The organism is Micromonospora eburnea (assembly GCF_900090225.1).
Classification (GTDB): domain Bacteria; phylum Actinomycetota; class Actinomycetes; order Mycobacteriales; family Micromonosporaceae; genus Micromonospora; species Micromonospora eburnea.
In genome coordinates, this window is the sequence record NZ_FMHY01000002.1 from 1,093,284 (window position 1) to 1,118,601 (window position 25,318).

The window sequence follows — 25,318 nt, forward strand, 5'->3', positions numbered from 1 at the left end:
GAAGTCAAGCCCTCACCACGGCAGCGTCCCGTAGCCGCCGCCGGCGTCCATCTGGTAGCCCCACAGCAGCCCGCTCGGCCCGTCCGCCGGCAGTGTCGCCAGGTGCACGCTGACCTCCGCGCCCTCCTCGGCCGTCCGGAACCCCGCGTGCCCGTTGAAGTCGGTCGCGCAGTAGCCGGGGTTGGCCGCGTTCACCTTGATCGGGGTGTCCCGCAGCTCCTTGGCGTACATCGCGGTGACCATGTTCAGCGCCGTCTTCGACGACGGGTACGGCACCGACGCCAGCGGGAACAGGGCACCTCTCGGGTCGGTCATCGCCGCGATCGAGCCGACCTCGCTGGAGACGTTCACGATCCGGGCGGCCGGGGCCTTGCGCAGCAACGGCAGGAAGGCGTTGGTCACCGCGACCACGCCGAAGACGTTCGTCTCGAACACCTCCCGCAGCGTGCCGAGCGTGGTCTCGCTGGGCAGCGCCGACCCGTCCACCCGGATGATGCCGGCGTTGTTGACCAGCACGTCCAGGTGCCCGTACGCCCGCTCGACCAGCTCGGCGGCGGCGGCGACCGACGCGGCGTCGGTGACGTCCAGCGGCACGAACCGGGCGTCCGCCCCCTCGGCGCGCAGCGCGCGTTCCGCCTCCCGGCCCCGCGCGGCGTCCCGCGCGCCGACCAGCACCGTCCACCCGCGTGCGCCGAACTGCCGGGCGGTGGCCAGCCCGATTCCCCTGTTGGCCCCGGTGACCAGGGCGATCGTCGTCGTCATGGCACCGAGGTTGCCGCCGGGACCGGGCGACCGGGAGAGCCCCGCCGAGCCTGGTACCGGCGGTACCACGCTGGGCGGGCGGGGTTGCGGCAGGCTGGACTCCATGACCGTGCTGCGCCGCGACGAACTGGCCGGCTTCCTGCGCACCCGCCGCGCCCGCTTGCGCCCCGCCGAGGTCGGCCTTCCCGAGGGGGTACGCCGACGCACGCCGGGCCTGCGCCGGCAGGAGGTCGCCCAGCTCGCCGGCATGTCCATCGACTACTACATCCGGCTGGAACAGGGGCGGGGCCCGCACCCGTCCCGTCAGGTGCTCGCCGCGCTGGCCCGGGCACTGCTGCTTGGCCGCGACGAGCGGGCGTACCTGTTCCGGATCGCCGGAGCGAGCCCGCCGGAGCCGATCGGACCGAGCCGGGAGGTGCCGCCGGGGCTGCGACACCTGCTGGACGCGATGACGGAGACACCGGCCTACCTGGTCGACGCCGCGTACGAGGTGCTGGCGTGGAACCGGCTGGCCACCTGGTTCGTCGGCGAGCTGTCGGCGGTGCCCGCCGAGGAACGCAACATGATCCGGGCGATGTTCGGGCGGGCGGTTCCGGAGTCGCACTGGAACGATCCGGAGGCGCTGCGGTTCGCCCGTACGGCGGTGGCCGACCTGCGGGCCGCGTACGGCCGGTATCCGGCCGACCCGGCGATCGCCGGCCTGGTCACCGAGTTGCTCGGGGTGTCGCCGCGGTTCGCCGCGCTGTGGGCCGAGCACGAGGTGGGGGAGCGCCGGCCCACCGTCAAGCGGGTGCCCCACCCGGAGCTGGGCCCGCTGGAGTTCGAGTGCCGGGTGCTGCACGTGCCGGAGACCGACCAACGGCTGATCGTCTACGTCCCCGCGCCGGGCTCGCCGACCGCGGCGGCCTTCCGCCGGGCTGGCGAGCGCGTCCGGGTGGGCCCCGACGCCGAGAGCTGAGTTCAGCCGGGCAGGTAGTCGAAGGTGTCCGGGTTCGGGCCCTGCCGGCCGTCCTCGCCCCGGTCCAGGGCGCCGATCCGGTCCATCGCGGCGTCGTCCAGCTCGAAGTCGAAGATCTGGAAGTTCTCCTCGATCCGCTTCCGGGTGGTCGACTTCGGGAAGACGATGTCGCCGCGCTGCACGTGCCAGCGCAGCACGACCTGGGCCGGGGTACGACCGACCTCTTCGGCGATGTCGACGACTGTCGGGTCGCCGAGCACCTTGCCCTGCGCGATCGGCGACCACGCCTGGGTGAGGATGTTGTGTGCCGCGCCGTACCCGCGCACCTCCTCGTTGCGGAAGTACGGGTGCGCCTCCACCTGGTTCACCGCCGGCGTCAACTCAGCCTCGGCGGCCAGCCGCTTCAGGTGCGGCACCTGGAAGTTCGACACGCCGATCGACCTCGCCCGGCCGTCGCGCTGGAGTTCCTCCAGCACCTTCCAGGTGGAGACGTAGTCGCCGTCGTACCGGGTGGGCAGCGGCCAGTGGATCAGGAACAGGTCGAGGTAGTCGAACTTCAGCGCCCGCAACGTCGCCTCGAACGCCCGGCGGGCGTCGTCGGGGCGGTGGCAGTCGTTGCTCAGCTTGCTGGTGACGAAGACCTCGCCGCGGTCCAGCCCGGCGGCCCGGATCGCCTGCCCCACCCCGGCCTCGTTGCCGTACATCTCGGCGGTGTCGACGTGCCGGTAGCCGACATCGAGGGCCGCGCCGACCGCCCGGGCGGTGTCCTTCGGCTCGACCTGGAACACGCCGAAGCCGAGCTGCGGGATCATGTTGCCGTCGTTGAAGGCGATGTTGGGAACGGTGTTCACGGCCATCGAGCCTCATCTCCCGTCGTCGGGGCCGGGAACGCTTCCACGCCGTCGCCCCGGACCTGCCACCGGATGCTCCTACCCGATCCGGCCGCATCCTCACCGGCGCCGACGGGCGATCCGCGACAATTCGGCCACTACCCGCCCGCCCCGCGTCGACCCGTCACCGCCGCATCCCGGCCGGTCAACCGGCCGGGGTGTGGTCGGCCTCGAACAGCACCGGCCACGGCCGGGCGGCCGGTGCGACAGCCACGGCCGGTGCCGGCTCGGCGACGGCCAGCACCTCGGCCGCGAGCTGCCCGAACATCGGCGCGGCCGGGTGGGGCGCGCGGTCCGGCCAGGCCGCCGACGTCCGCTTCACCAGCGGCGTGTCCACGACCGGCCGCCAGGCGATCCGGGGCTCCCGGCGGGCCACCGCCTCCGGCTCGACGGCCACCGCCCCGCCGGCGAGCAGCAGGCCGAGGAGGAACTCGGGGTTGCGCGCGTGCCGGACCCGGGCCGGTGAGAAGCCGTGCCGGCGGCAGACCGCCAGCAGGTGTTCGTGCCAGCCGGGCGCGGTGGCCGGGGGAGCGGTGACCAGGTCCAGGCCGGCCAGCTCCGCCAGGTCGACCTCGCGCGCCCGCACCAGCGGCGACGTGCGGGGCAGCAGCACCCCCAGGGGTACGTCCACCGGTGGTCCCGTCCGCAGCCCGGCGGTCTCGACCGGGTGGTGCAGCAGCCCGACGTCGAGCCGCCCCTCGGCTAGCATCCGATGCTGCTCGGCGCTGGTCAGCTCGTGCAGGTCGACGTCGAGTCCGGGTGCCCGGGCGGCGAGCCCGTCGAGCAGCGCCCGCAGGGTCACCGCCGGGGTCTCCGGCGGCACTCCGGCCCGCAGCACGCCCAGCGCTCCCCGGCGTACCTGGGCCATCAGGTTGCGCAGCCGCTGCTCCCCGGCGAGCAGGTCGTCCGCCTCGCCGAGCAGGAGCTGACCGGCGGTGGTGAGCCGGACCCGCCGCTGCGACCGGTCGAACAGCGCGAGGTCCAGCTCCCGTTCCAGGCGCCGGATCGACTGGCTCAGCGGCGGCTGCGCCATTCCCAGTGTCTCGGCCGCCCGCCCGAAGTGCAGCTCCCGGGCCACCACCACGAAGTGTCGTAGCTGCCGCAGGAGATCCACGATCCCGCACCCTACGTACCCTCCGCGATCCGGCCGGGGCTGCCCCGCCGGGCCGGGACCGTGGGTGGGGCTAGCGTGTGGGGGTGGCGATCGGGGGGCAGGTCCGCGAGGTGCTGGAGCGGCCCGGGGTCAGCGGGTGTGTGCACGTGGTCGACGTGGACGATCCGGGGCGGGAGGTCGCCGTCCGGGCGGACGAGCAGGTGGTGATCGCCTCCGTCTTCAAGATCCTGCTGGTGCTGGAGTTCGCCCGGCAGGTCGCCGCCGGGCAGCTCGACCCGACCGAACGAGTGCTCGTGCGGGCCCGGGACCGGCTCGGCGGGTGGGGCATCGCCGGCTGCGCCGACGACGTCGAGGTGTCCCTGCGTGACCTCGCCTACTTCGCCATGTCGGTCAGCGACAACACCGCCGCCGACCTGTTGTTGCACCGGGTCGGGCCGGACGTGCTGCCGATGCTCGCCGCCGAGCTGGGGCTGCCGCGTACCCGGATCGTGGGCGGTCCCCGGGAGCTGGTCGAGGTGATGCTCGCGGACGTCGGCGCCCGCACCGAGGCCGACTTCGCCCGGATCTTCCCCACCCTGGGCGCCGAGCAGGTCCGGTCCATGCGGGTCTTCGACCCGCGACACACCACGTCGAGCACGGCCCGGGAGATCACCCGGCTGCTCGGCCTGATCTGGCGCGACGAGGCCGGGCCGCCGGTTGCCTGCGCGGCGGTCCGCGAGCTGATGAGCCGCCAGCTCTTCTGGACCCGGCTCGCCGCCGGCTTTCCGCCCGGCGTCCGGGTCGCCGGCAAGACCGGCACCCTGCCCGGCCTGCACCTGGAGGCCGGCGTCGCCGAGTACCCCGACGGCGGCCGGTACGCCATCGCGGTCTACGCCCGCACCGAGCGGCTGAGCACCCGGAGCATCGACGTGGACCTGGCGATGGGCGCGGCGGCCCGTACCGCCGTCGAGGCGTTGCGGGCAGGCGCGAATCCGCCGCCGGCCGAGGGTCGTGGCGGCCCCCCTGAGCTGCACTGATATCCCGTCGCATATCGGCGGTGCCGGTGGTCGATCTTGGACAGGGCGGGCCGGTCGGTGCTGGGGTGGACGCACCGACCACCCGACCGACGGGGGAGAAGACACCATGCTCGACAACCACTCGTACGACCGCCGGCGCTTCCTGCGCGACGCCGCGATCGGCGCCGCCGCCGTCTCGGCCGGCGGGCTCGCCGCCGGTGCGCCGGCCCAGGCCGCCCCGGCGACCGCCGCCCCGGTCGCCGCCGCCCCGGTCGCCGCCGCCACCGGCCGGCGCTCCGGCGCGGTCAGCTTCCGCTGGTGGGGTACGTCCGGCTGGCGCATCGACATCGGCGACCGGACCGTGCTGGTCGACCCGTACCTCAGCCGCTACGACACCGGCCTGTTCAAGGGCGCGTTCCGGGAGGACACCCCGCTGGAGGTGGCCACCGACGTCATCGACCCGCTGGTGGACCGGGCCGAGAACATCCTGGTCACGCACACCCACTGGGACCACTTCAACGACGTGCCGTACCTCGCCGGCCGGACCGGCGCCCGGGTTTTCGGCACGCTGACCGCGCACCACCTCGGGCTGGCGTACGGGCTGCCGGCGGGGCAGCTCGTCCCGGTCAAGGGCGGCGAGGTGCTGGACTTCGGCACCTACACCGTCGAGGTGGTCAGCTCCCTGCACAGCCGCAACAAGTCATGGTCGGTGGCCTTCCCCGGCGTACGGCACAGCCAGCCGCCGAAGCCGGTGACCATCGCCGACCTTCCCGAGGGGGACACCCTGGCGTACCAGATCCGGGTGGCCGGCGGCCCGGCGGTGTTCTTCATGGGCGCGAGCGACCTCAACGAGCGCAACCTGGCCGGGCTCGCCCCCGACGTGGCGATGGTGGCCTCCGCGGCGACCACCTCGACCGCCGACTACGTGCCCCGGCTGATGGCGGCGCTGGATTATCCGAAGGTCGTGGTGCCGGTGCACTGGGACAACTTCGAGACCCCGCTGACCAACCCGCCGGTGGTGGAGAAGACCGACCGTGAGCGCCTCGAAGACCTGATCACCGCCGTGCAGCGGGTGTCACCGCGTAGCCGGGTCCTGGTGCCCGAATACCACACGGCATACCACTTCTGACATAAGGGGTGGCCCGCCACCGCGTCCGGTCGCGGGCCACCCGGCCGGGGGAGCCGCCGACCACCGTGGCCAGCGGCAGATTGTCGGGCACCCGGCGCCCGCCACGCTCAGGTATCTTGAGCCGGAGTGCGCCTCGACCGTCCTGTTTGGATCTCGAACGGGATCGACGACGCCTCCGCTCCGATCCGGCACGGCCGCGACCGGGAAGACCGGTCAGGGAGCGAAGATCCTCGTACGGCCGTCAGGAGGATGAGACCGACGTGCTGGGGTTGGACCAGGTAACAGCCGCCTCGAACGAGAGTGACGGCACATCCGCAGGGCCGGACACCGCGGTTCCGGCGGACCCGACGCGGGCACCCAGCGCCGGCACGCCGGCCGAGCTGGTCACCGCGATGCGCGCGCTCAAGGAGTGGACGGGCCTGACCTACCGGCAGTTGCAGCGCCGGGCCGCCGCTTCGGGCGCCGTGCTGCCGCACAGCACGATCGCTGCCGTGCTGACCCGCACCACACTGCCCCGTGAGGACCTGCTCGCCACGTTTGTCCGAGCCTGCGGCGGCGATGACGCCGCGGTCGAGAGCTGGCTGACCACCCGTCGCCGCATCGCCGTCGCCGCCACCCGGTCCGGTCCGGACAACACCGGCACGCCGTCCCAGCCGGCGGCACCCGAGCCGGACGCGGCCACGAGCGCCCAATCGGCCGACCCGGTCCCGCCGGCGGTCGAACCGGATCGGAATTCGGCCGTCCCGGATCGGGAGCCGACCGTGCCGGATCGGGATTCGGCTGTGCCGGATCGAGAGCCGGTCGTCTCGGATCGGGAGCCGACCGCGCCGGATCGGGAGCCGGTCGTCTCGGATCGGAATTCGGCCGCGCCGGATCGGGATTCGACCGTGCCGGATCGGGAGCCTGCGGCGTTGCCGGCGGGTGCCGGTGCGGCCGGGCTCCTGAACGATCCGCCGACGGACCCCGAGCCTGACGCGCCCGCCGCCGCCCGTGCCGTACCCGACGTGGACAGTTCGGGGCCGGCCACCGCTCCCACCGATGCCGCCTGGGAAGCGGCAATAGGCACCGGCACCGGCTCCGACCCGAGCGCGCTGACCTCAGCGACCGCCGAACAGCGGCAGTGGCGCTGGAAGGGCATCCACCGCCACGACCCGGCGGACGAGGTCCCCCGCCCCAAGGGGCTGCGGTGGCTGGTGCCTCCCATCATGTACCGCACCGGTTGGGCGGCCCGGGTTCTGTCGGGCGTGCTGGTGCTCCTGCTCGTCCTGATCGCCGTGGCGTTCACCGTCCGCCTGATGCGCGACCGGGGCGGCTCCCCGGCTGTCGACCCCAACAGAAGCGACGTGGTGGTCGAGACCGAGGACGCCGATCCGCAACAGCCCCCGTCTCAGTCGCCGCCCACCACCCGGCCCAAACCGCCCCGGACCAGCACGCCAGGGAAGGGACAACCGTCCGCCGGTGTCGTTCCGCCGCTGGCGCCTGCCGCGCCCGCTGCGTCCACCGGGTCCGCTGGGCAGGCTGGACCCACTGCGCCACCCACCGCGCCCGCTGCGCCCACCAGCGCACCCAGATCGAGTCGCCACCCCGACCCGGGGTCCGGGAGCACGACATATAGCTGCGACACCAACGGCTGCAACCCGTTCCTCGGAACGTCGGATCCGTGGGGACAGCCCGCACCGGGCAATACGAGCGACTGCCAGTATCCGTGTGTCGTGATCACCAAGTTGGACTAGGCGCATTTCGCCTGGCGGCGGGCCTGCCGGCCCTCGTGGTCAGCCCGCCGTCAGGTCCCGCAGGGCACCCACCGACTTCCAGTTGCGGGTGGTGGCCACCACACCGAGCTTCTTCTCCAGGTAGGTGTTGGTGAACTTCGACCGGCCGTACCCGCCGTCGGGGTAGTGCAGGAAGACCTCCCGCCCGGTCACCGCGTACTCCAGGTTCTCCCCGCCGGGGACGGTCAGCGCCGTCACCTTCGCCTTCGCCGGCGCGGTGGACAGGAAAGCCACCAGTAGCCGGGTCGGGTCATCCTGCCGGTCGGCGTACGGGTTGCCGTCGACCACGGCCGCCAGTTCGCCGCCGCTGCGTACCAGCACCGGCACGGTCAGCCCCAACTCGGACGTGATCGCCCGCTCGATGCCCTCGGCCAGGATCTCGGCCCTCGTCGGCGGGCTGGTGAAGACCACGTTGCCGCTCTGCAGGTAGGTCTTCACGTCCTCGTGCCCGAGGCCCGTGACCAGGCGACGCAGGTCCGCCATCGCGATCCGGGTGGTGCCGACGTTGACGCCCCGCAGCAGGGCGGCGTAGCGGGTCATCCGGGCCTCCTCGCCTCGACGTCGCTGGTGCCCAGCCTATGGCGCGTGGTGGGGGCCGGCTGGCCGGGCCGCCCGCTCGGCGGCGGGTGGCCGGGGCTGCCGGCGTAGGCCGTCGGGCCGCCGACGCGCGCCGAGAGGGCGTCGCGGATCAGCGTTGGCGGATGGCGGTGGAGTCGAGACGGAAACCGACGGTGCGGTCGACGATCCGTTCGACCAGCTCCGCCTTCCGCAGCCCGGCCACCCCGCGCAGCCCGGCCCGGGCGGCGAGGGCGCGCAACGCCCGGGTCGTCCAGGACGCCAGGTACGCCGTAGCGTCGTCGCGCCGCGACATGGCGGTGAGCGCGGCGTGCGCCCGCTCGACGTCCACCCCGGAGGGCGTGGGTGAGGCGGCGCGGGTGGCCGGCGACTCGCCGCCCGTGGCGCGGGAAGCCGGCAGCAGGGCCAGCCGGGCGCGTCCCTCGGCCAGGGCGGCCACGTCCGCGGCCGAGAGACCGGTCAGGAACTCGGCCACCCGGGCCAGCACGGTACGGGTCGGGTCGGTCATGCGCCCGCCCCCACCGGCTGGAGGTTGGCCAGGAACTCGGTGGTGATCTGCCGCAGTTCCTCGCGTACCGCCGGGGCGGTGACCCGGTCCCGCAGCACCACCGGCACCCCGCGCGGGGTGTTCGTGGCGAACAGCGTCACGTTCTCCCGCAGCGCGGTCGGGAAGACCGGTACGCCCAGCGCGCTGACCTGATCCATGTAGCCCTGCTGCGCGGCGATCGGCCGCTGCGCCATCAGCTGGATCATCGTGAACACCACGCCGGCGATGCCCGGGGCCACCTTGTGGTGGCGGCGGATCTTGGCGAACCGGCGGGAGTCCGCGTTGTACCGGTCGACCAGTTCCCGCACGTTGCCGTGCAGGTAGTCGATGCCCAGGGTGGACAGATAGTCGGCCCGGGCCGGGATGAGCAGGTGGTCGCTGGCGATGATCGCCGACTGGGTGACCACGTTGAAGTTCGGCGGGCAGTCGATGAGCACCAGGTCGTACGGGTCCAGTGCCGGGTCGTGCAGCCCCTGGTCGAGCGAGCCGCGGACCCGGAACAGCTCGGCGTCGTACTCGTCGCCGTCGGCCACCCCACGCGCCAACGCCAGGTCGATGTCGACGAGTTGCAGGTGGGACGCGATCAGGTCGAGCCGCCCCGTGCCCTTGAGCTGGGCGTTGGCGGGGCCGGGGGTGACCACCAGCTCGCCGAGGGTGGCCGCCGGATCGTTCCCGCGCAGGCCGTCGTACCAGCGCTTGACGGTTCGGCCGTCGCGCAGCCGGTCCCGCCAGTCGTCGGGTTCGTAGAAGCTGAACGTCAGGCTGGCCTGCGGATCGAGGTCGATCAGCAGCACCTTCAGCCCCCGGTTGGCCAGCTCGGCCCCGATGTTGGCGGTCATCGTGGTCTTGCCGACCCCGCCCTTGTAGTTGATCACCGATACGACGTACACCGGCACCTCCCCGACCGGGAACGGTAACGGGCGGCGGCGTCCGGCGACAGGGCAGCACCCAGGAGCCCCGGTGTTACAGTGCCGGCTCGGCGGGCCGCTCAAGGGGAGGCGTCAGCATGGCCGGTTTCCGCGACACACTGTCGAAGCTGCTGAAGGCACGTGTCCCGGTGCTGCTCGTCGAGTCGTACGAGGAGCAGCGGGTGCTCGCCGAGATCGCCGCGGTGGCGCAGGACGCGCTCCAGGTGCGTACCCCCCGCGGGCTGTGGACCTGGTCGGCCACCCGTGGGCTGGTCTCCCCGGACGGCGGCGGCCGGCAGGGCACCACCGGGGCCGAGGCCGCCCTGGATGCCGCGCAGCGGATCGAGGAGCCCGCCGTCGTCGTCTTCACCGACCTGCACCCCGCCCTCGGCGCGGGTGGCCGGCCGGCGGAACCGGGTGTGGTACGCCGGCTGCGGGACCTCGCCGCCGCCTTCCGCTCGGGGCCGGTGCCGCGCACCCTCGTCCTGGTCTCCCCGGTGCCGCACCTGCCGGTGGAACTGGCCAAGGAGGTGACCGTGGTGGACTTCCCGCTGCCCGCCGAGGCGGAGATTCGCGCGGTGCTGGACGCCATGATCAGCGCGAACACGGCCAGCGGCCGGATCCGGATCGACGTGGACGAGCGCGGCCGGGAGCGGCTGGCCAAGGCGGCCCTCGGGCTGACCCTGCACGAGGCGGAAAATGCCTTCGCACGAGCCATGGTGGACGACGGGGTGCTCGACGCCCACGACCTCAGCGTGGTGCACGAGGAGAAGCGGCAGGCGGTACGCCGATCCGGGCTGCTGGAGTTCGTCGACGACAGCGTGCCGCTCGGCGACATCGGCGGGCTGGAGAACCTGAAGCGCTGGCTGGCCAAGCGGGACGGATCGTGGCTGGCCGAGGCCGCCGCGTACGGGCTGCCCGCGCCCCGGGGGGTGCTCATCACCGGCGTGCCGGGCTGCGGCAAGTCGCTGACCGCGAAGGCGGTCGCCGCCGCCTGGGGGCTGCCGCTGCTGCGGCTGGACATCGGCAAGGTCTTCGCCGGGCTGGTCGGCTCCAGCGAGCAGAACATGCGCGGCGCGATCCGTACGGCGGAGGCCGTGTCGCCGTGCGTGCTCTGGCTGGACGAGATCGAGAAGGGCTTCGCGGGCGGCAGCGGGGATTCCGGCACCTCCGCGCGGGTGTTCGGCTCCTTCCTCACCTGGATGCAGGAGAAGACCCGGCCGGTGTTCGTCATCGCCACCGCCAACGACTTCGCCGGGCTGCCCCCGGAACTGCTGCGCAAGGGCCGGTTCGACGAGATCTTCTTCGTGGACCTGCCGACCCGGGCGGAACGCGCCGCCATCTGGCAGGTGCACATCGCCCGCCGGCTGCGTCACCCGGCCGTGGCGGGCGACCTCGCCCTCGACCACGCCCTGCTCACCGAGCTGTCCGAACTCAGCGAGGGCTACTCCGGCGCCGAGATCGAGCAGGCCGTCGTCGGCGGACTCGTCGACGCGTACGCCGAGCGCCGCCCGCTGCGCCGCGACGACCTGCTGCGGGCACTGATGAACATGGTCCCGTTGAGCGTCACCCAGGCCGAGCGGCTGGATGCCGTCCGGGCCTGGGCGGAGAACCGCGCGGTGGCGGCGACCGCCGCGGAGGACTGGGACCTGGACAACCGGGCCGCCGGATCGGCCCACGCGGGCGGACCGCAGGGCGGCCGGCGCGTGGAATTCTGAGCCGTCCACCCATCCGAGGGAGCCTTGGTGAGCATCTCGTTGTTACTGCTACCCCTGGCGGTGGCCTCGGTGGCCGCCGTGCACGCCGCCACCGACCGAGACGACCAGGGGCGCACGATCTGCCAGGTGCGGACCCGGATGCGCGACGAGACGCTGCTGGCCGCCGCGCTGCGGGACACCGGCGCGGTGGTCGGCGTCGAGGGCCAGACGCTCGCCGCGGCCTGGGCCGGGGTACGCGCGGACTTCGAGCGTGACGCGGACGGCATCTGGACGGCGCACCTGCGCGGCGACGTGGACGAGGAGCGCGCGACGGCCATCGTGCGGGCGGTCGACGCCGCGTACGGGCACCAGGTGCAGCGGGCGGTGCTCGACCGGTTGCGCGCGCAGGCCCCCGCCGCCGGGCTGCGCCTGGAGTCCGAGGAGGTCACCGAGGACGCCTCGGTACGCCTGGTCTTCGCCGTCGAGGGGCGGACGGCGTGACCGGCCGGCCCCGGGTCGAGGTGACCGTGCACCCGGACGGTTCGGTGACCGCGCAGACCCACGACGTCCTCGGCGAGCGCTGCCTGGACTACGTGGCCGTGCTGGAGGACCTGCTCGCCGCGCGGTCGGTCGACAGCGCGTACACCGCCGACCTCACCCGTGCCGAGGTGAGCGCCCGACAGGAGGACCGCGATGTCGACCGCGCCTGACGGCGGCTGGCCCGCGTACCCGGCGGGCTCGCCGCCCGCGGCCTACGGCCCGGGGTTGCCGGCGACGCCGGTCACGGGTGGGCCGCCCAATCCCGGGGTCGACGGGAAGTGGCGGCTGCTGCACAGCTGGTGGCTGCTCCTGCCGATCCTCGGCTGCGGCTGCCTTGGCGGATTCGGCTTCATCTATGTCGGTCTACGGACGCGTCGACCCGCCTGGTGGATCTCCGGCATCGGCTACGCGCTGCTCGGCTGGGCCGCTTTCGCGACTGTCGGAGAGGCCGACAAAGAGTCCGTGCTGAGCAACGTGGCGACCGCGGTCATGCTCATGATCTGGATCGGGGGCATCGTGCACGCGCTCCTGATCAACTCGGCCTGGCTGCGTTGGCAGGCCACCCACCGGCCCTGGTACCAGCAGCCGACCGGCTGGTCCGCCACCGGCTACCCGCCGGGCCCGCTCGCCCCACCGCCGGTCCCCGCCCCGACCCCGGCGACGTGGCCGTCCGGCAGCCCCACGACGGGCGGGTTCGCGCCGGCTCCGCCGGGTGCTCCCGACGGCTTCGCGCCGCCTGGCAGTCCGGTGGCCGGTGGCTTCGCCTCGCCCGGCGGTCCGATGGCCGGCGGCTTCGCGTCGCCGGTTCCGCCGGGAGTCGGCGTACCGGCGCAAGCCTCCCCGCCGGCCGCGTCCTGGGACGTGCCGCAGTCCGGGTCCACGGTGGACGTGAACACCGTGGACGCCGCCCAGCTCACCACCCTGCCCGGCTTCGACGCGACCCGGGTGCACCGGGTGCTCGTCGAACGGGAGCGCCGCCGGGGGTTCGGCAGCGTCGCCGAGTTCGTCGCCGCCGCCGAACTGGCCCCGCACGAGTACGCCCGGCTGCGGGACGTCCTGGTCTGCGTACCGCCGGCCGGTCCCGCCACGCCCGGCCAGCCGCATGGACGCGTACTCGATTTCTGAGGCCGGCCCGGGACGGGGGCCGGCGGGCCGGGCCGACCTGGTGCGGGTCGCCCGGTTCCTGGCCGCCACCCGCGCCGAGGGGCCGGGGGAACGCACCGCCGTCTGGGTGCAGGGCTGCGCCGTGCGCTGCCCCGGGTGCTTCAACCCACAGATGTGGGCTTTCCGGGGCGGTGACCCGGTCGCCCCGGCGGACCTGGTCCGGCGGGTGCTCGACACCGCCACCGACGGGCTCACCCTGCTCGGCGGCGAGCCGTTCGACCAGGCCGCCGCGCTGGCCGAGGTGGCCGCCGGGGTACGCCGGGCCGGTCGCTCGGTGATGACGTTCACCGGCTACACCCGGGCCGGCCTCGAACGCGCGATCGAGGCCGGCCGCGACGACGTGGCGCGCCTGCTGGCCGAGACGGACCTACTGGTCGCCGGGCCGTTCCGGGCCGACCTGATCGACACCGTACGACCCTGGGTGGGCTCCACGAACCAGGAGTTCGTGCTGCTCGGCGACCGGTTCCCCGACCTGCTCGACCAACTGCCCCGAACCCCCGACCGGGTGGAGATCGTGGTCGACCCCGCCGGGCGGGTCGCGGTCAACGGCTGGGCGGAGCTGGACGCGCTGGACGACCTGCTCGCCGGTACGGACCTGCGTCCGGCCCGGGGCGGGCGCGGGTAGCGCGCGGGGCTTCATCGCCCCTGGTGGTCCCGGTCGGGCTGGCCCGGGACCGGCCGCCAGTACTGCCGCTTCTTCTCGTCCCGGACCACCACTCCGAGCCGCGCCAGCTCGCCGCGCAACTCCCGGGCCTCCCCGCCCCGGTTTTCGTCGAGCGCCCGCTGCCGCGCCCGCAGCACCGCCTCCGCCCCCGTCGGCAGCCCCGGCAGCCCCTCCACCCACCGCCGGTACGCCGCCTCGTGCGGGTCGCGATCCCGCCACGGCCAGCCCTGACCGGTGAACGCGGCACGCAGCTTCCCGTGGTCCAGGTCCGACTGCTCCCGGGCCAGCTCCGCGCCGTCGGCGTCGAGCAGCACCAGCGCCTTGCCGTCGAGGAAGACTCCCGTCACCCCGGCCCGCGCGATGTCCCGGCCGTGGCCGTCGCGGTGCAGCCGTACCTCGGTCCGGCCCACCGTCACGGTCATCCGCTCCCGGGTGCCGAGGAACGCGAGCACCAGGCCGGCCAGCGCCGCCACCCCCGCGCCGCCCGGGTACGCCCGCTCGGCCGGCAGCCCGGCCAGTAGCTCGAACCAGCCCTGGAACGGCACCCAGGGCAGGTCGGCCAGCCAGCCCGACGCGGCGGTGAGCGCCGCGCCCAGCCCGGCCCCGAGCAGCGGGAAGCCGACCCACATCACCACCAGATCCCCGGCGCCTCCGCGGACCACCGTGGCGCTGCCGTACCCCCGCGTCGACACGGTCAGGAGACCTCCCGCCGCAGTGTCCGGACCAGCCCGGCGGCCAGCGGTACGACCACCCAGACCAGCAGTGACACCGCCAGCCGCCCCCACTGCCCCGCGGTCACGTCGGGCCCGAGCAGCGGCTCCATCGTCCTCCCGGTGTCCAGCCAGCCGGCCGGTCCGCGCAGCGCCGAGATCATCTCGCTGAGGATCGACCAGAGGTTGGGCAGCAGCAGGAAGATGACGACCGCCAGCGGTGTGCTGAGCAGCAGCAGCCCGAACGCCGCGCCCATCAACGCGTTGGCGACCTGGAGGACGGCCGCGTGCAGGAGCAGGGACGCCTCGAACGACCAGCCGCCCGCGCCGCCGGTGGCCCGTGCGAGCAGGGTGGCGACGGCGGCCACGGCGAGGCTGACCAGCACCGAGGCCAGCGCGGCCAGCACGATCGCGGCGAGCTTCGCGAGGACCACCCGGCCCCGCCTCGGTACCAGGGTGAACGTGGTCAGCGCGGTCCGCTGCGACCACTCGGCGGTGATGGAGAGGATGCTCAGCACCGGCAGCAGCAGCCCGGTCGGCAGCAGCGAGAGGACGAAGAAGGCGGTGAAGTTCTGCCGCTCGTCGTCGAGGACGAAGAGCTGCACGGTGACGATGGCGGCGGCGAGCAGGGCGATGGTGATCAGCAGCCAGTAGCCGGCCCGGGTGTCGGCGAGCTTGCGCAGCTCCACCCCGGTCAGCCGGAGCAGGGACGGCCGGTGCGGTTCGGCCCGGCGGGCGACGGCGGGCGCGGCGGGTGCGGGTGCGGTCGTGGTCATCGGAGATCCTTGCCGGTCGACGCGTCGGAGGTGAGGGTGAGGAAGAGCTGTTCGAGGCCGGCGCTGCTGGCCGGCCGCAACTCGGTCAGGGCGACACCGGCGTCGGCGGCGGCCTGACCGACCGCCTCGGCCTCGGCCCGGACCAGCAGGCCGTCGGTGGACCGGGTGGCGTCGAGCCCGGCCCGGTCCAGGGCGACGCGTAGGGCGCCCTGGTCACGGGCGCGGACCAGGGTGCCGGCGCCGGCGAGCAGCTCGTCCTTGCCGCCCTGGGCCACCACCCGGCCGTTGCCGATCACCACCAGCCGGTCGGCGACCGCCTCCACCTCGCGGAGCAGGTGGGAGGAGAGCAGCACCGTGCCGCCCCGGTCGGCGAAGTCGCGCAGCAGGCCGCGCATCCAGAAGATGCCCTCCGGGTCGAGGCCGTTGGCCGGCTCGTCGAGGATCAGCACCCGGGGGTCACCGAGCAGGGCCAGCGCCAGGCCGAGCCGCTGCCGCATCCCCAGCGAGTACGCCCGGATCCGGCGCTTCGCCGCGGCCGCGTTCAACCCGACCAGGTCGAGCTTCGCGGTGACCTCCCGACGGTCGACCCCCATGGTCGCGGCGGCGACGGCCAGCACCTCCCGGCCGGTGCGGCCGGCGTGCTGGGCGGAGGCGTCGAGCAGAACGCCGATCTCCCGGCCGGGGTTGGCGAGCTGCCGGTAGGGCCGCCCGGCGACCGTGGCGCTGCCCGACGTCGGCGGGGTCAGGCCACAGACCATCCGCATGGTGGTGGACTTGCCGGCGCCGTTCGGGCCGAGGAAGCCGGTCACCGTGCCCGGTTCGCAGCGGAACGAGACGTCGTCGACGGCGCGGTGTGAGCCGTACCGCTTGGTCAGGTGTTCGATGGTGATCATGCCAGTCAGCCTGCCGGCGCCACCCGGCCGTCCGCTGCGGCCGGCGGTCGACGGCAGCGCTACCTCGGTCTACCCGTAGGTCTCGACTTTGGTAGCTGGCCGGGCCCGGGGGCGGTTCCTAGGATGGTGGAATGACCAGCGCCGCCGTACCGGAATACCCCTGGCTGTTGCCGGGGGCCCTCGCCTCACCGGCGAAGGCGGCGCGGCGGACGACCCGGGACTGGCTGGTCGACACCCTGTGCTTCCTGCTCGCCGTCGGCTGGCTGCTGCTCGCCGTCGACGACGCCCGCTCGCCACAGCCCGACATCGCGCTGAACGCCGGCCCGGCCTGGCTCGTCCCGGCCGACCTGGTGGTGGGCGTGCTGGCCTGCGGGGCGCTCTGGTTCCGCCGGCGCTGGCCGGTCGGCCTCGCCGTGGCCATGTTGCCGCTGACCCTCGGCTCGGTCACCGCGGCCCTGGCTGTGCTGATCATCCTGTTCACCGTCGTGGTGCACCGGCCGTTCCCGGTCGCGGCGGCGCTGGCGGGCGCGAACCTGGTCACCAGCATGGTCATCAACCAGCTGCGCCCGGACCCGAGCATGTCGTTCTGGCTGGCGATGATCTGGACCGCGGTGATCTTCGGTCTGGTCATGGCGTGGGGGATGTTCGTCCGGGCGCGCCGGCAGCTGGTGCTGTCCCTGCACGACCGCGCCGAACGGGCCGAGGCCGAGCAGCAGTTGCGGGTGGCGCAGGCCCGGCAACTGGAACGCACCCGCATCGCCCGGGAGATGCACGACGTCCTCGCCCACCGGATCTCGCTGCTCAGCCTGCACGCCGGGGCGCTGGAGTTCCGGCCGGACGCGCCGCCGGAGGAGATCGCCCGGGCGGCCGGGGTGATCCGCGGCAGCGCACACAGCGTCCTGCAGGATCTGCGCGAGGTGATCGGGGTGCTGCGTACGGACGGCGACGGCGCGGAGTCGCGGGTCCCCGACCGCCCGCAGCCGACCCTGGCCGACGTGCCGGCCCTGATCGAGGAGTGCCGGGCTGCCGGGATGCGGGTCACTCTCAGTGATGAGGTCGCCGTGCCGGAGACGGTGCCCGCGGCGGTCGGGCGCAGCGCGTACCGGATCGTGCAGGAGGGGTTGACCAACGCCCGTAAGCACGCGGCGGGCACCACGGTCGCCGTCGGGCTGGCCGGCGGACCGGGCGACGGCCTCACCGTCGAGGTCCGCAACCGGTGGCCGGTCAGCGACGTCCCCGGGCCGGCGATTCCCGGCACCGGCACCGGCCTGATCGGCATCGCTGAGCGGGTCAACCTGGCCGGCGGCCGGCTGGAGCACGGGCGCGACGACTCGGGCGACTTCCGGCTCGCCGCCTGGCTGCCGTGGCCGGCGTGACGGCCGGCGCCGGGGCCGACGCGGCACCGGTGCGGGTGCTGATCGTCGACGACGACGCGCTGGTCCGGGCCGGCCTGTCGATGATCCTCGGCGGGGCACCGGACGTGCGGGTCGTCGGTGAGGCCAGCGACGGCGCCGAAGTGCCGGCCGCTGTCGAGGCGTACGCGCCGGACGTCGTGCTGATGGACATCCGGATGCCCCGGGTGGACGGGCTGACCGCCACCGAGGCGTTGCGGGCGGCACCCCGGTCGCCCGAGGTGCTGGTGCTGACCACGTTCGACGCCGACGAACAGGTGCTGCGGGCCCTGCGGGCCGGAGCCGCCGGCTTCCTGCTCAAGGACACGCCACCTGCCGAGATCGTCCAGGCGATCCGCCGGGTCGCGGCAGGGGAGGCGGCCCTGTCGCCGGCGGTGACCCGCAAGCTCATCACGCACGTGACCGCCACCGCCCCCGCGGGGGTCGGGCAGGACCCCCGCCGGGAGCGGGCGCTGCGGCTGCTGGACGGGCTCAGCGAGCGGGAGCGGGAGGTCGCGGTCGCGCTGGGGCAGGGCCGGAGCAATGCCGAGATCGCCGCGGAACTGTTCATGAGCGTGGCGACGGTGAAGGCGTACGTGTCGCGCCTGCTGGCCAAGCTCGACCTGAACAACCGGGTGCAGGTGGCCCTGCTCGTCCACGACGCCGGCCTGGTCTGACCGGTCGACCCGGCCGGCTCAGATCCCGCAGCGCGAGGCGGACCAGGTGATCGTGTTCGCGCTCTTGTCGGCGTTGTTCTCCCGACGCGCGTCCACGTGGACGTGGGTGCTGTGGCCGGGGTAGCCGGGGCCGAAGATCCCGCTGAAGCCGTGGCTGCGGGCCTCCTGGGCCAGCCGGCACAGCGACGAGGTACGCGAGGTCAGGTCGGCCGCGTTGCCGTAGAGGTGCTGGCTGTCCGACGCGCCGCCGACCTGCCGGTTGCAGGTGGAGCTGCGGAAGCCGCCGTTCACGTAGACGGGCTTGTCGCCGAGGCTGTGGCGCAGCGCCTCCAACTTCCACATCAGGCGCAGCGCGTTCGTCCGGGTTGCGCTCGCCGAGAGCGGGCCGCCGGTCCAGCCGCCCGTGCCGCAGCCGTTGTCCAGTTCGGCGTAGCTGAAGTGGCTCGGGGTGCAGTCGTTGTCCTGTAGCTCGTAGATCTTGGCGAAGGTCTGCGGGCCGGCGATGCCGTCGGCGTGCAGCCCGTACGCCGACTGGAACCGGCGGACCGCGGCCACCGTCTCGGCGCCGTACCTGCCGTCGACGTGAACGATCTTCCGGTACCCGGCCCAGCCGGCCACCCTGATCTGCAACTGGCGGACGTCGTCTCCGGAACTGCCCGGGGCCAGGGTCCGCTTCCAGGTGTAGCAGCCGTCGGCGTGGGCCGCCGGCGCGGCGACGACCGAGGCGACGGCGGCTCCGGGTATGGCCAGTGCCAACGTGACGACCAGCCGTTTCAGCAAATTGACGCGCACAGGATCCCTCCTGACAGGAGTGAGGATTGGGGTGCGATCCGGGCATCGGACGGACGCCCTCGCTCACCCACCCTGGCACTGTTTCGCCCAGACAGCAGGCTTTCATCCGAATTAGTCTCATAACGGCACTTCAACGAGGGTTCGTGCAAATTGCACCAGAATTTGGGAACTTCCCGTGCGGGGTTATCCCGCCCAGAATCGCCCAAAGGTGACGAAAGCGCCGCTACGACGCCACCACGGGTGATGTCGCGGGGCGGCCCATGGCCGGTAACGTCTGCGCCGGGGCCGGGCGACGGCTACCCAGGGCGACCTTCGCGGGCGGGGAGGTGGGCGTTGGCGCGAGGTGGCGTCTTCTGCGTCGAAGGGCAGTGGCACCGGGACCTCAACGAGCGTGGTTCCGTCCTGCCCACCCTGGAACTACTCGAACGGCTGGGCCGGATCCGCTTCATCCACAAGGACGCCGCCACCCGCGACGAGCTCTTCTACTTCATCGATCGCTGGCTGCTCAAGCAGTACGCCGACTACCGGGTCGGCTTCTTCGCCATGCACGGCGAACCCAGCCGGCTCTGCCTCACCGACTGGGATTCCGTGGAGCTGGCCGACGTCGCCGAGCGGATGGCCGGCCGCTGCGAGGGCCGACGGCTCTACTTCGGCAGCTGCTCGGTGCTGCGCGCCTCCGACGCCGCGTTGCGGGACTTCCTCGACGTGACCGGGGCGGCGCTGGTCTGCGGCTTCACCCGGGAGGTGGACTGGGTCGAGTCGGCCGCGTTCGAGACCGTGCTGCTCGACGTGCTGGCCAACGGGCAGCGGCACAACGCTGCCGAACTGCGGATGGGCTCCGCGCACTGGGCGCCCCTCGCCTCGTACCTCGGTTTTCGGGTGATCTACGCCAACGGCCGCGCCTGGCGGGCGGCGGCCCGGCCCCGGGTGCCCGCCCAGCCGGCCCCGGGCCGGGCGTCCGCCCGCCCCCGCTGACGCCCGCCGTCGAGGCGGGCCTGGTAGAACCGACGCATGGCACGCACGATCGCGACCAACACCCGGGTCGACCGGGACGCCCTGATCGAGTTCCTCCGCCCCCGGCACCGGGTCGTCCTGATGACGACCCGCGCCGACGGTCGGCCGCAGTCCTCCCCGGTCTCCGGTGGAATCGACGCCGACGGTCGGTTGGTCATCTCCACCTACCCGGAGCGGGCCAAGGTGGCCAACATCCGCCGCGACCCCCGGGTCTCCGCTTGCGTGCTCTCCGACGAGTGGAACGGGCCCTGGGTGCAGGTCGACGGCACCGCCGAGGTGCTCGACCTGCCGGAGGCCCTGGAGCCGCTGGTGGAATACTTCCGCAGCATCTCGGGTGAGCACCCCGACTGGGACGAGTACCGCCAGGCCATGGTGCGGCAGGGCAAGTCGCTGATCCGGATCACCATCGATGCCTGGGGCCCGATCGCCACCGGCGGCTTCCCCGCCCGGCTGGCCGACTGATCCCGGCTCAGTAGGCCGCGGTGAAGCGCGCGTTGCTGAACCGCGGCCGCTCGATCTCGTCGACGATCGCCACCGCCAGGTCCTCGTAGGTGAGCACCGACCGGCCCTGGTCATCGGTCACCGGTTGGTCCGTGCCGGTGCGGTAGTGGCCGGTCCGCTCACCGGGGTGGAACTCCAGCGGCGGCGGGGAGACGTACGTCCAGGTCACCCCGTCAGCCGAGGAACGGTAGACGGCCAAAGCGTCGGCCTGGCCCAACGCCGCGTCCCGGTACTCCTCGGGGAAGTCCGGCTCGTCCAGGTACGGGGTGCCCTTCGGCGTCAGCAGCGTCGCCCCGCCGCCGACGTGGATCACCCGAGGCGGGTCGGGTAGTTCCCGCAGCGTGTCGACCAGGGTCCGAGCGGCATCGCGCCACAGCTCCCGCTCGCCGCCGCCGATCGCCACCACGAACACGTCGGCGTCCTCGGCCAGCTCGCGGATGCTGCGCGCGGACGTCGCGTCGCCCGTCACCGTACGCACCCCGGCCGGAAGGTAGCTGGTCGCCTCCGGGCGGCGTACCGCCGCAGTGACCCGGTGACCCCGCCCGACCGCCTCGGCGGCGATCCGCGAGCCCGCGGTCCCGCCGGCGCCGAACACGACGATGCTGCCCATGGCCGACCACCCTTCCGCCCGACGTCCTCGCCCCTCATCAGGCTAGGGAGCCGAACACCCGGCCGGTGCCGGATCGGCCATCCCGCCGTTCCCCGGACCGAGGGCTGTGCCGTGGAACTTGCGAACGGCGCGTACGGTTCGGTTAGCAAGATCGTCAATGCCGAAGGGGACAGCATGAACTCTCCGACCCGCCGCTTGCTCGCCTGGACGGCGCCCGCCGCGCTCGCCCTGACCGCCCTCGTCCCGGCCCTGGCGGCCCCGGCCACGGCGAAGCCGAAGCCCACGCCGACCGTCACCACCAGCCCGGTCGACAAGGACCTCGACGGCGACGGCGTGCCGGACCTGATCGCCGTCGGCGGGCCCGGCACCGGCCTTCCCTCCGGCGTCTGGTCCGCGCTCGGCGTCAAGTCCCCCAAGACCGGCGTCGGCACCGGCCAGGTGCAGACCCCGGCCATCAACATCGGCCTGCGGGGCAACGGCGTCAGCGGCACCTCCTCGCCAGCCGACTTCGACGGCGCCCAGGTTCTCACCGGGCACTTCTCCGGCCTGGATCGCCAGGACTTCCTGTACTACTACGCGACCGGTGACCCGGCAGGCGGCGGTAGCGTGATCCTGGGTGCCGGTGACGGCACCATGCAGGATCCCTACCGGGGCGCCCAGTTCACAATCGTGCGGGAGCAGCTGCTCGACTCCAACGGCAACAGCCCGCTGCAGCTGGCGAACGCGTTCACCGCGGACGGCAACGACAACGGCTTCCCGGACATGGTCGGCACCGCTGGCGATGCCATGAACGGTTACCGGCTCAACTACTATCCCTGCGCGTTCGCCGTAACCGGGGGTTATTACGGGGACAACACCGCACTGACCAACCCCACGCCGACCGGCGGGGCCGACTGGCAGAACTGGCGTATCGCCAGCACCGAGGTCGGCTCCGGTGTCGCGCTGTTCCTGCACAACCCCACCACCGGCGACCTCTACCTCTGGACCGGGGTCACCATGGTCGACAACGGTGACGGCACCGGCTCGCTGACCCGCACCCAGTACAAGGTGGCGGCGAACTGGAACACCGGCGTGGCGGTCAGCACGCTCTGGGCCGCCGACATCAACGCCGACGGCACCCCGGACCTGTGGACCGTGCTGCCGGACGGCACCTACCGGGCGTACCTGATCTCGGGGCTCTCCGGCAAGGGCAAGGTGAAGGTGACCGCGACCGGCGCCCAGCCGCTGGTCTGACCGCGGCCGGGGCGCGCTGCCATCGGGCAGTGCGCCCCGCGTCGGGTCAGTCGATCAGCGCGGAATAGACCAGCTGGCGCAGCTGCGAGCGCAGCGGGTACGTGCTGGACGGCATGAGCTGGGTGAACAGCAGCGCGGTGACCTCCTCCACCGGGTCCACCCAGAACGCGGTGCTGGCCAGCCCGCCCCAGTAGTACTCGCCGACGCTGCTCGGCACCCGGGCCGGCACCGGGTCCAGCACCACCGCGAAGCCGAGGCCGAAGCCGATACCGTCGAGCACCGTCTCGGCGGAGCCCTGCGGCTCGAACGAGGCCAGGTCCCGCCCGCCGGGCAGGTGGTTGCGGGTCATGAAGCGCACCGTGCGGGGCGCCAGCAGGCGTACGCCGTCCAGCTCGCCGCCGCGCAGCAGGAACTGGGTGAACCGGTGGTAGTCGGCGGCCGTGGAGATCAGCCCGCCACCGCCGGAGAACCAGCCCGGCTCGGCCAGCGCGGCGTGGCCGATGCCGTCCTGGCGCAGCGTCTGCCCGGTACTCGGATGCGGTGCGTAGAGCGCGGCCAGCCGCTTGGCGTCTGGCTCGTCGACCCACCAGCGGGTGTCGGTCATGCCCAGGGGCCGCAGGATCCGCTCGGCGAAGAACTCGTCCAGGCGCTGCCCGGAGACCACCTCGACCAGCCGGCCCAGCACGTCGGTGGAGACGCCGTAGTTCCAGCTCGTGCCCGGCTGGAAGAGCAGCGGCAACCGGGCCAGAGCGGCGGAGGCCGCCGCCAGATCCATGCCGGGCGGCGCGCTCAGGTCGAAGCCCGCAGCCCGGTACAGGCCGTCGACCACGGTGCTCTGCGCGAAGCCGTACGTCAGGCCGGCGGTGTGGGTGAGCAGGTGCCAGACCCGGATCGGCTCGACCGCCGGCACCGTGTACGGCTTGAGCACCGAGCCCTTGTCATAGACGCCGACGTCGGCGAACTCCGGCAGCCAGCGGCTGATCGGATCGTTCAGCTCGAACCGGCCCTCCTCCCACAGCATCATCGCCGCGACGGAGGTGATCGGCTTGGTCATCGAGTAGATGCGCCACAGGGTGTCCGGCTCGACCGGCGCACCGGCCTCCCGGTCGCGCAGCCCGTAGGTCGAGGAGTGGGCGATCTCGCCCCGGCGGGTCACCACGATCTGCCAGCCGGCGAGCCGGCCGTCGTCGACATACCTGCCGAAGTGCTCGTCGATCCGCTCCAGTCGGGCGGGGTCGAAACCGATACGGGCCGGGTCGGTGCTCACTGCGACGCTCACGACGCCGAACCTATCGGCCGGTACGTCCGCCGGGAAGTGTCGGCGGGCCACTCTAATCTGGCCTGATGTCGCAGCTCACCGAGGACGTCACCTACCGTGACGAGGACTGGTACGCCGAGGAACTCGTCGAGCGGCACTTCGTCCGCTGCTCCTTCTTCCACGTCGACCTCACCGAGGCGGTCAGTCAGGGGGCGGTCTTCACCGAGTGCGTCTTCGGCAACGTCGCCCTCAACGCCTCCCGGCACACCGACTCGGCCTTCACCCGCTGCACCTTCAAGCGGTGCAACCTCTTCGAGGCCGAGTTCACCGGCTGCAAGCTGGTCGGCAGCAGCTTCGAGCAGTGCGACCTGCGCCCGTTGCGGGTCAGCGGTGGCGACTGGTCCTTCGTCGCCATGCCCCGGGCCGACCTGCGCGGGGTGCGCCTCGCCGACGTACGCATGCGCGAGGTCGACCTCACCGGCGCGGACCTGACCGGCGCCACCGTCACCGGGGTCGACCTCTCCGGCGCGCAGTTGCACGCCGCCAAGCTGCTCCGCGCCGACCTGCGCGGCAGCGACCTGACCGCGCTGGACCCGACGACGGTCGAGCGGGCCGGGGCGGTCATCGACGCCGGCCAGGCGATCGTGCTGGCCCAGGCGCTGGGCTTCGAGATCCGCTGACGGCGGCCCGTCCCCCTTCCGGGGGAGGCCGGTCCACTCCCACTCGGGAGGGGCCGCATGACCGGGGGCGGCAGGGTGGGGCCATGACGCTCACCATGCCGCCGCCGGTCGCCGGCCATCCCACCGGGAACCGTTTCGCCTGGCTGCCGTACGCCGCTGCGGCCTGGGCGATCGGCTACGGCGCGCTGCGCGCGACATGGCTGGTGGCCGGGGGGCCGTCCTTCGGGCCGCTCGGCACCGATCTGGTGGCGGTGACCGGCTGGTGGGCGGTCGCGCTCCACGTCGCTGCGGCGATGGTCGGTGTCACGCTCGGCCGCGCCCGCACCTGGCGGCCGGCGCTGCTCGGGGCGGCGTGGTTGACCTGCGCCGCCATCATGGCCTCCTGCGCGCTGCTCCTGCTCGACGTCGTCGGTTTCCTGATCCTCGACCTCAGCCCGGCGTTCACCCTGGCCGGCTTCCTCAGCCGGGCCGGTGCGTTCACCGGCGCGGTGCTGCTGCACGCGGCGGCGCTCGCCCACCTCCGCCGTTTCCGCGGGGACTGCGGCCGGTGCGGCCGGACTCGCGCATCCGGCGGCCCGGTGCCGCGCTGGGCCCGGATCGCTGCCTGGTCAGCGGTCGCCGGGTGCCTGGTGCGGCTGGCCGCCCAGGTGGCGGTGGGCTTCGAGGGCCTGCCGCTGGCCCAGGGCCTCTCGGTGCTGATCTTCGAGGGGGGCTTCCTGCTCGCCGGAATGCTGCTGCCGCTGGCCCTGGTCCACCAGTGGGGGACGGTCTGGCCCGGCTGGGTGCCGCTGTTGGCCGGTCGGCGGGTCCCGCGCCTGGTGCTGCTGGTGCCGGCGGCGGTATTCGCGATCGGCCTGGTCGGCTACTTCGGCGTCGGGATCGCCGAGCTCGCCGTCGAGACGGTCACCGGCACGTTCGAATCGGACGGGCGCTACACGCTGGCGTTCTTCTGGACCGCCGAGCTTGGTTACTGGGTCTGGGGCTGGGGTCTGGGCCTCGCCGCGGTGAGCCACCACCTGCGCACCCGCCGCCCTTGCCCGCACTGCGGCCGGTGAACTCGGGACAGT

28 protein-coding genes are annotated in these 25,318 nt (G+C 73.4%); 16 read left to right on the forward strand and 12 right to left on the reverse strand.

Annotated features, from left to right (window positions below):
- Positions 1-12 precede the first annotated feature (12 nt).
- Positions 13-762 (reverse strand): SDR family oxidoreductase, encoded by a 750-nt coding sequence (locus tag GA0070604_RS05290; RefSeq protein WP_091126915.1) that lies wholly within the window; start codon positions 760-762, stop codon positions 13-15.
- A gap of 103 nt (positions 763-865) precedes the next feature.
- Between GA0070604_RS05290 and GA0070604_RS05295 the strand changes: the two genes are divergently transcribed.
- Positions 866-1,720 carry a helix-turn-helix transcriptional regulator gene (locus GA0070604_RS05295; RefSeq protein ID WP_091115069.1) on the forward strand — a complete coding sequence of 285 codons (855 nt, stop codon included), beginning with the start codon at positions 866-868 and terminating at the stop codon, positions 1,718-1,720.
- A gap of 2 nt (positions 1,721-1,722) precedes the next feature.
- Here GA0070604_RS05295 and GA0070604_RS05300 read toward each other — a convergent pair whose 3' ends face one another.
- Both GA0070604_RS05300 and GA0070604_RS05305 read right to left on the reverse strand, forming a co-directional pair.
- Positions 1,723-2,577, reverse strand: a complete 855-nt coding sequence (locus GA0070604_RS05300) for an aldo/keto reductase (protein ID WP_091115072.1) — start codon at positions 2,575-2,577, stop codon at positions 1,723-1,725.
- Positions 2,578-2,755: 178 nt separating this feature from the next.
- Entirely contained in the window at positions 2,756-3,724 is a 969-nt protein-coding gene (locus tag GA0070604_RS05305; RefSeq protein WP_091115074.1) for a LysR family transcriptional regulator, read from the reverse strand.
- An 83-nt stretch (positions 3,725-3,807) separates the two neighbouring features.
- Here GA0070604_RS05305 and GA0070604_RS05310 point away from each other — a divergent pair, with 83 nt between their 5' ends.
- From GA0070604_RS05310 to GA0070604_RS32260, 3 genes are all read left to right on the forward strand, one after another.
- Complete coding sequence (locus GA0070604_RS05310; protein WP_091126916.1) at positions 3,808-4,740, forward strand: serine hydrolase; 933 nt, start codon at positions 3,808-3,810, stop codon at positions 4,738-4,740.
- 106 nt (positions 4,741-4,846) lie between these two features.
- A complete protein-coding gene (locus tag GA0070604_RS05315; protein ID WP_091115076.1) occupies positions 4,847-5,848 on the forward strand; it encodes an MBL fold metallo-hydrolase in 1,002 nt (333 codons plus the stop codon).
- A gap of 260 nt (positions 5,849-6,108) precedes the next feature.
- Positions 6,109-7,581 (forward strand): helix-turn-helix domain-containing protein, encoded by a 1,473-nt coding sequence (locus GA0070604_RS32260; protein ID WP_167363399.1) that lies wholly within the window; start codon positions 6,109-6,111, stop codon positions 7,579-7,581.
- 39 nt (positions 7,582-7,620) lie between these two features.
- Here the strand turns inward: GA0070604_RS32260 and GA0070604_RS05325 are convergent, their stop codons facing one another.
- The 3 genes from GA0070604_RS05325 to GA0070604_RS05335 form a co-directional block, all read right to left on the reverse strand.
- Positions 7,621-8,160 (reverse strand): DUF1697 domain-containing protein, encoded by a 540-nt coding sequence (locus tag GA0070604_RS05325; protein WP_091115078.1) that lies wholly within the window; start codon positions 8,158-8,160, stop codon positions 7,621-7,623.
- A gap of 148 nt (positions 8,161-8,308) precedes the next feature.
- Positions 8,309-8,704 (reverse strand): hypothetical protein, encoded by a 396-nt coding sequence (locus tag GA0070604_RS05330; RefSeq protein WP_091115080.1) that lies wholly within the window; start codon positions 8,702-8,704, stop codon positions 8,309-8,311.
- Positions 8,701-9,633, reverse strand: coding sequence for a ParA family protein (locus GA0070604_RS05335; RefSeq protein WP_141721241.1), 933 nt, complete (start codon positions 9,631-9,633; stop codon positions 8,701-8,703). Before GA0070604_RS05335 ends, GA0070604_RS05330 begins: the two co-directional genes overlap by 4 nt.
- A gap of 116 nt (positions 9,634-9,749) precedes the next feature.
- Here GA0070604_RS05335 and GA0070604_RS05340 point away from each other — a divergent pair, with 116 nt between their 5' ends.
- Genes GA0070604_RS05340 through GA0070604_RS05360 form a run of 5 tightly spaced genes read left to right on the forward strand, consistent with a single transcriptional unit; the run spans position 9,750 to position 13,677 of the window.
- Complete coding sequence (locus GA0070604_RS05340; RefSeq protein WP_091115083.1) at positions 9,750-11,369, forward strand: AAA family ATPase; 1,620 nt, start codon at positions 9,750-9,752, stop codon at positions 11,367-11,369.
- Between the two features lie 27 nt (positions 11,370-11,396).
- The gene (locus GA0070604_RS05345; protein WP_091115085.1) at positions 11,397-11,849 is read left to right on the forward strand and encodes a hypothetical protein; all 453 of its coding nucleotides are present in this window, start codon (positions 11,397-11,399) and stop codon (positions 11,847-11,849) included.
- Complete coding sequence (locus GA0070604_RS05350; protein WP_091115087.1) at positions 11,846-12,058, forward strand: DUF2997 domain-containing protein; 213 nt, start codon at positions 11,846-11,848, stop codon at positions 12,056-12,058. Before GA0070604_RS05345 ends, GA0070604_RS05350 begins: the two co-directional genes overlap by 4 nt.
- Entirely contained in the window at positions 12,042-13,013 is a 972-nt protein-coding gene (locus GA0070604_RS05355) for a helix-hairpin-helix domain-containing protein (protein ID WP_091115090.1), read from the forward strand. The genes GA0070604_RS05350 and GA0070604_RS05355 overlap by 17 nt, the downstream gene beginning before the upstream one ends.
- A complete protein-coding gene (locus tag GA0070604_RS05360; RefSeq protein WP_091115092.1) occupies positions 12,991-13,677 on the forward strand; it encodes a 4Fe-4S single cluster domain-containing protein in 687 nt (228 codons plus the stop codon). Before GA0070604_RS05355 ends, GA0070604_RS05360 begins: the two co-directional genes overlap by 23 nt.
- Before the next feature lie 11 nt (positions 13,678-13,688).
- Here the strand turns inward: GA0070604_RS05360 and GA0070604_RS05365 are convergent, their stop codons facing one another.
- The 3 genes from GA0070604_RS05365 to GA0070604_RS05375 are packed head-to-tail and all read right to left on the reverse strand — an operon-like array spanning position 13,689 to position 16,095.
- Complete coding sequence (locus tag GA0070604_RS05365) at positions 13,689-14,408, reverse strand: YqeB family protein (protein WP_091115094.1); 720 nt, start codon at positions 14,406-14,408, stop codon at positions 13,689-13,691.
- Between the two features lie 2 nt (positions 14,409-14,410).
- Positions 14,411-15,202: an ABC transporter permease gene (locus GA0070604_RS05370; RefSeq protein ID WP_091115096.1), complete on the reverse strand. Its 792-nt coding sequence runs from the start codon at positions 15,200-15,202 to the stop codon at positions 14,411-14,413.
- Positions 15,199-16,095, reverse strand: coding sequence for an ABC transporter ATP-binding protein (locus GA0070604_RS05375; protein ID WP_091115097.1), 897 nt, complete (start codon positions 16,093-16,095; stop codon positions 15,199-15,201). The genes GA0070604_RS05370 and GA0070604_RS05375 overlap by 4 nt, the downstream gene beginning before the upstream one ends.
- Before the next feature lie 131 nt (positions 16,096-16,226).
- Between GA0070604_RS05375 and GA0070604_RS05380 the strand changes: the two genes are divergently transcribed.
- Together GA0070604_RS05380 and GA0070604_RS05385 are read left to right on the forward strand one after the other, a co-directional pair.
- Positions 16,227-17,471, forward strand: coding sequence for a sensor histidine kinase (locus GA0070604_RS05380; RefSeq protein ID WP_091115099.1), 1,245 nt, complete (start codon positions 16,227-16,229; stop codon positions 17,469-17,471).
- Positions 17,450-18,163 (forward strand): response regulator, encoded by a 714-nt coding sequence (locus GA0070604_RS05385; protein WP_091115101.1) that lies wholly within the window; start codon positions 17,450-17,452, stop codon positions 18,161-18,163. Before GA0070604_RS05380 ends, GA0070604_RS05385 begins: the two co-directional genes overlap by 22 nt.
- A gap of 18 nt (positions 18,164-18,181) precedes the next feature.
- On the opposite strand, the gene GA0070604_RS05390 is transcribed toward GA0070604_RS05385, so the two are convergent.
- The gene (locus tag GA0070604_RS05390) at positions 18,182-18,955 is read right to left on the reverse strand and encodes a D-Ala-D-Ala carboxypeptidase family metallohydrolase (protein WP_091115103.1); all 774 of its coding nucleotides are present in this window, start codon (positions 18,953-18,955) and stop codon (positions 18,182-18,184) included.
- Between the two features lie 333 nt (positions 18,956-19,288).
- Here GA0070604_RS05390 and GA0070604_RS05395 point away from each other — a divergent pair, with 333 nt between their 5' ends.
- Both GA0070604_RS05395 and GA0070604_RS05400 read left to right on the forward strand, forming a co-directional pair.
- Positions 19,289-19,930 carry a DUF6642 family protein gene (locus GA0070604_RS05395; RefSeq protein WP_091115104.1) on the forward strand — a complete coding sequence of 214 codons (642 nt, stop codon included), beginning with the start codon at positions 19,289-19,291 and terminating at the stop codon, positions 19,928-19,930.
- Positions 19,931-19,966: 36 nt separating this feature from the next.
- The gene (locus GA0070604_RS05400; RefSeq protein WP_091115106.1) at positions 19,967-20,431 is read left to right on the forward strand and encodes a PPOX class F420-dependent oxidoreductase; all 465 of its coding nucleotides are present in this window, start codon (positions 19,967-19,969) and stop codon (positions 20,429-20,431) included.
- A gap of 7 nt (positions 20,432-20,438) precedes the next feature.
- Here GA0070604_RS05400 and GA0070604_RS05405 read toward each other — a convergent pair whose 3' ends face one another.
- Complete coding sequence (locus GA0070604_RS05405; RefSeq protein ID WP_091115109.1) at positions 20,439-21,080, reverse strand: NAD(P)-dependent oxidoreductase; 642 nt, start codon at positions 21,078-21,080, stop codon at positions 20,439-20,441.
- Positions 21,081-21,254: 174 nt separating this feature from the next.
- Between GA0070604_RS05405 and GA0070604_RS05410 the strand changes: the two genes are divergently transcribed.
- A complete protein-coding gene (locus GA0070604_RS05410; protein WP_091115111.1) occupies positions 21,255-22,313 on the forward strand; it encodes a hypothetical protein in 1,059 nt (352 codons plus the stop codon).
- Positions 22,314-22,359: 46 nt separating this feature from the next.
- Here GA0070604_RS05410 and GA0070604_RS05415 read toward each other — a convergent pair whose 3' ends face one another.
- Complete coding sequence (locus tag GA0070604_RS05415; RefSeq protein WP_091115113.1) at positions 22,360-23,592, reverse strand: serine hydrolase domain-containing protein; 1,233 nt, start codon at positions 23,590-23,592, stop codon at positions 22,360-22,362.
- 65 nt (positions 23,593-23,657) lie between these two features.
- On the opposite strand from GA0070604_RS05415, the gene GA0070604_RS05420 reads away from it, so the two are divergent.
- A complete protein-coding gene (locus tag GA0070604_RS05420) occupies positions 23,658-24,251 on the forward strand; it encodes a pentapeptide repeat-containing protein (RefSeq protein ID WP_091115115.1) in 594 nt (197 codons plus the stop codon).
- Between the two features lie 83 nt (positions 24,252-24,334).
- Positions 24,335-25,306 (forward strand): hypothetical protein, encoded by a 972-nt coding sequence (locus GA0070604_RS33860; protein WP_091115117.1) that lies wholly within the window; start codon positions 24,335-24,337, stop codon positions 25,304-25,306.
- Positions 25,307-25,318: the final 12 nt, after the last annotated feature.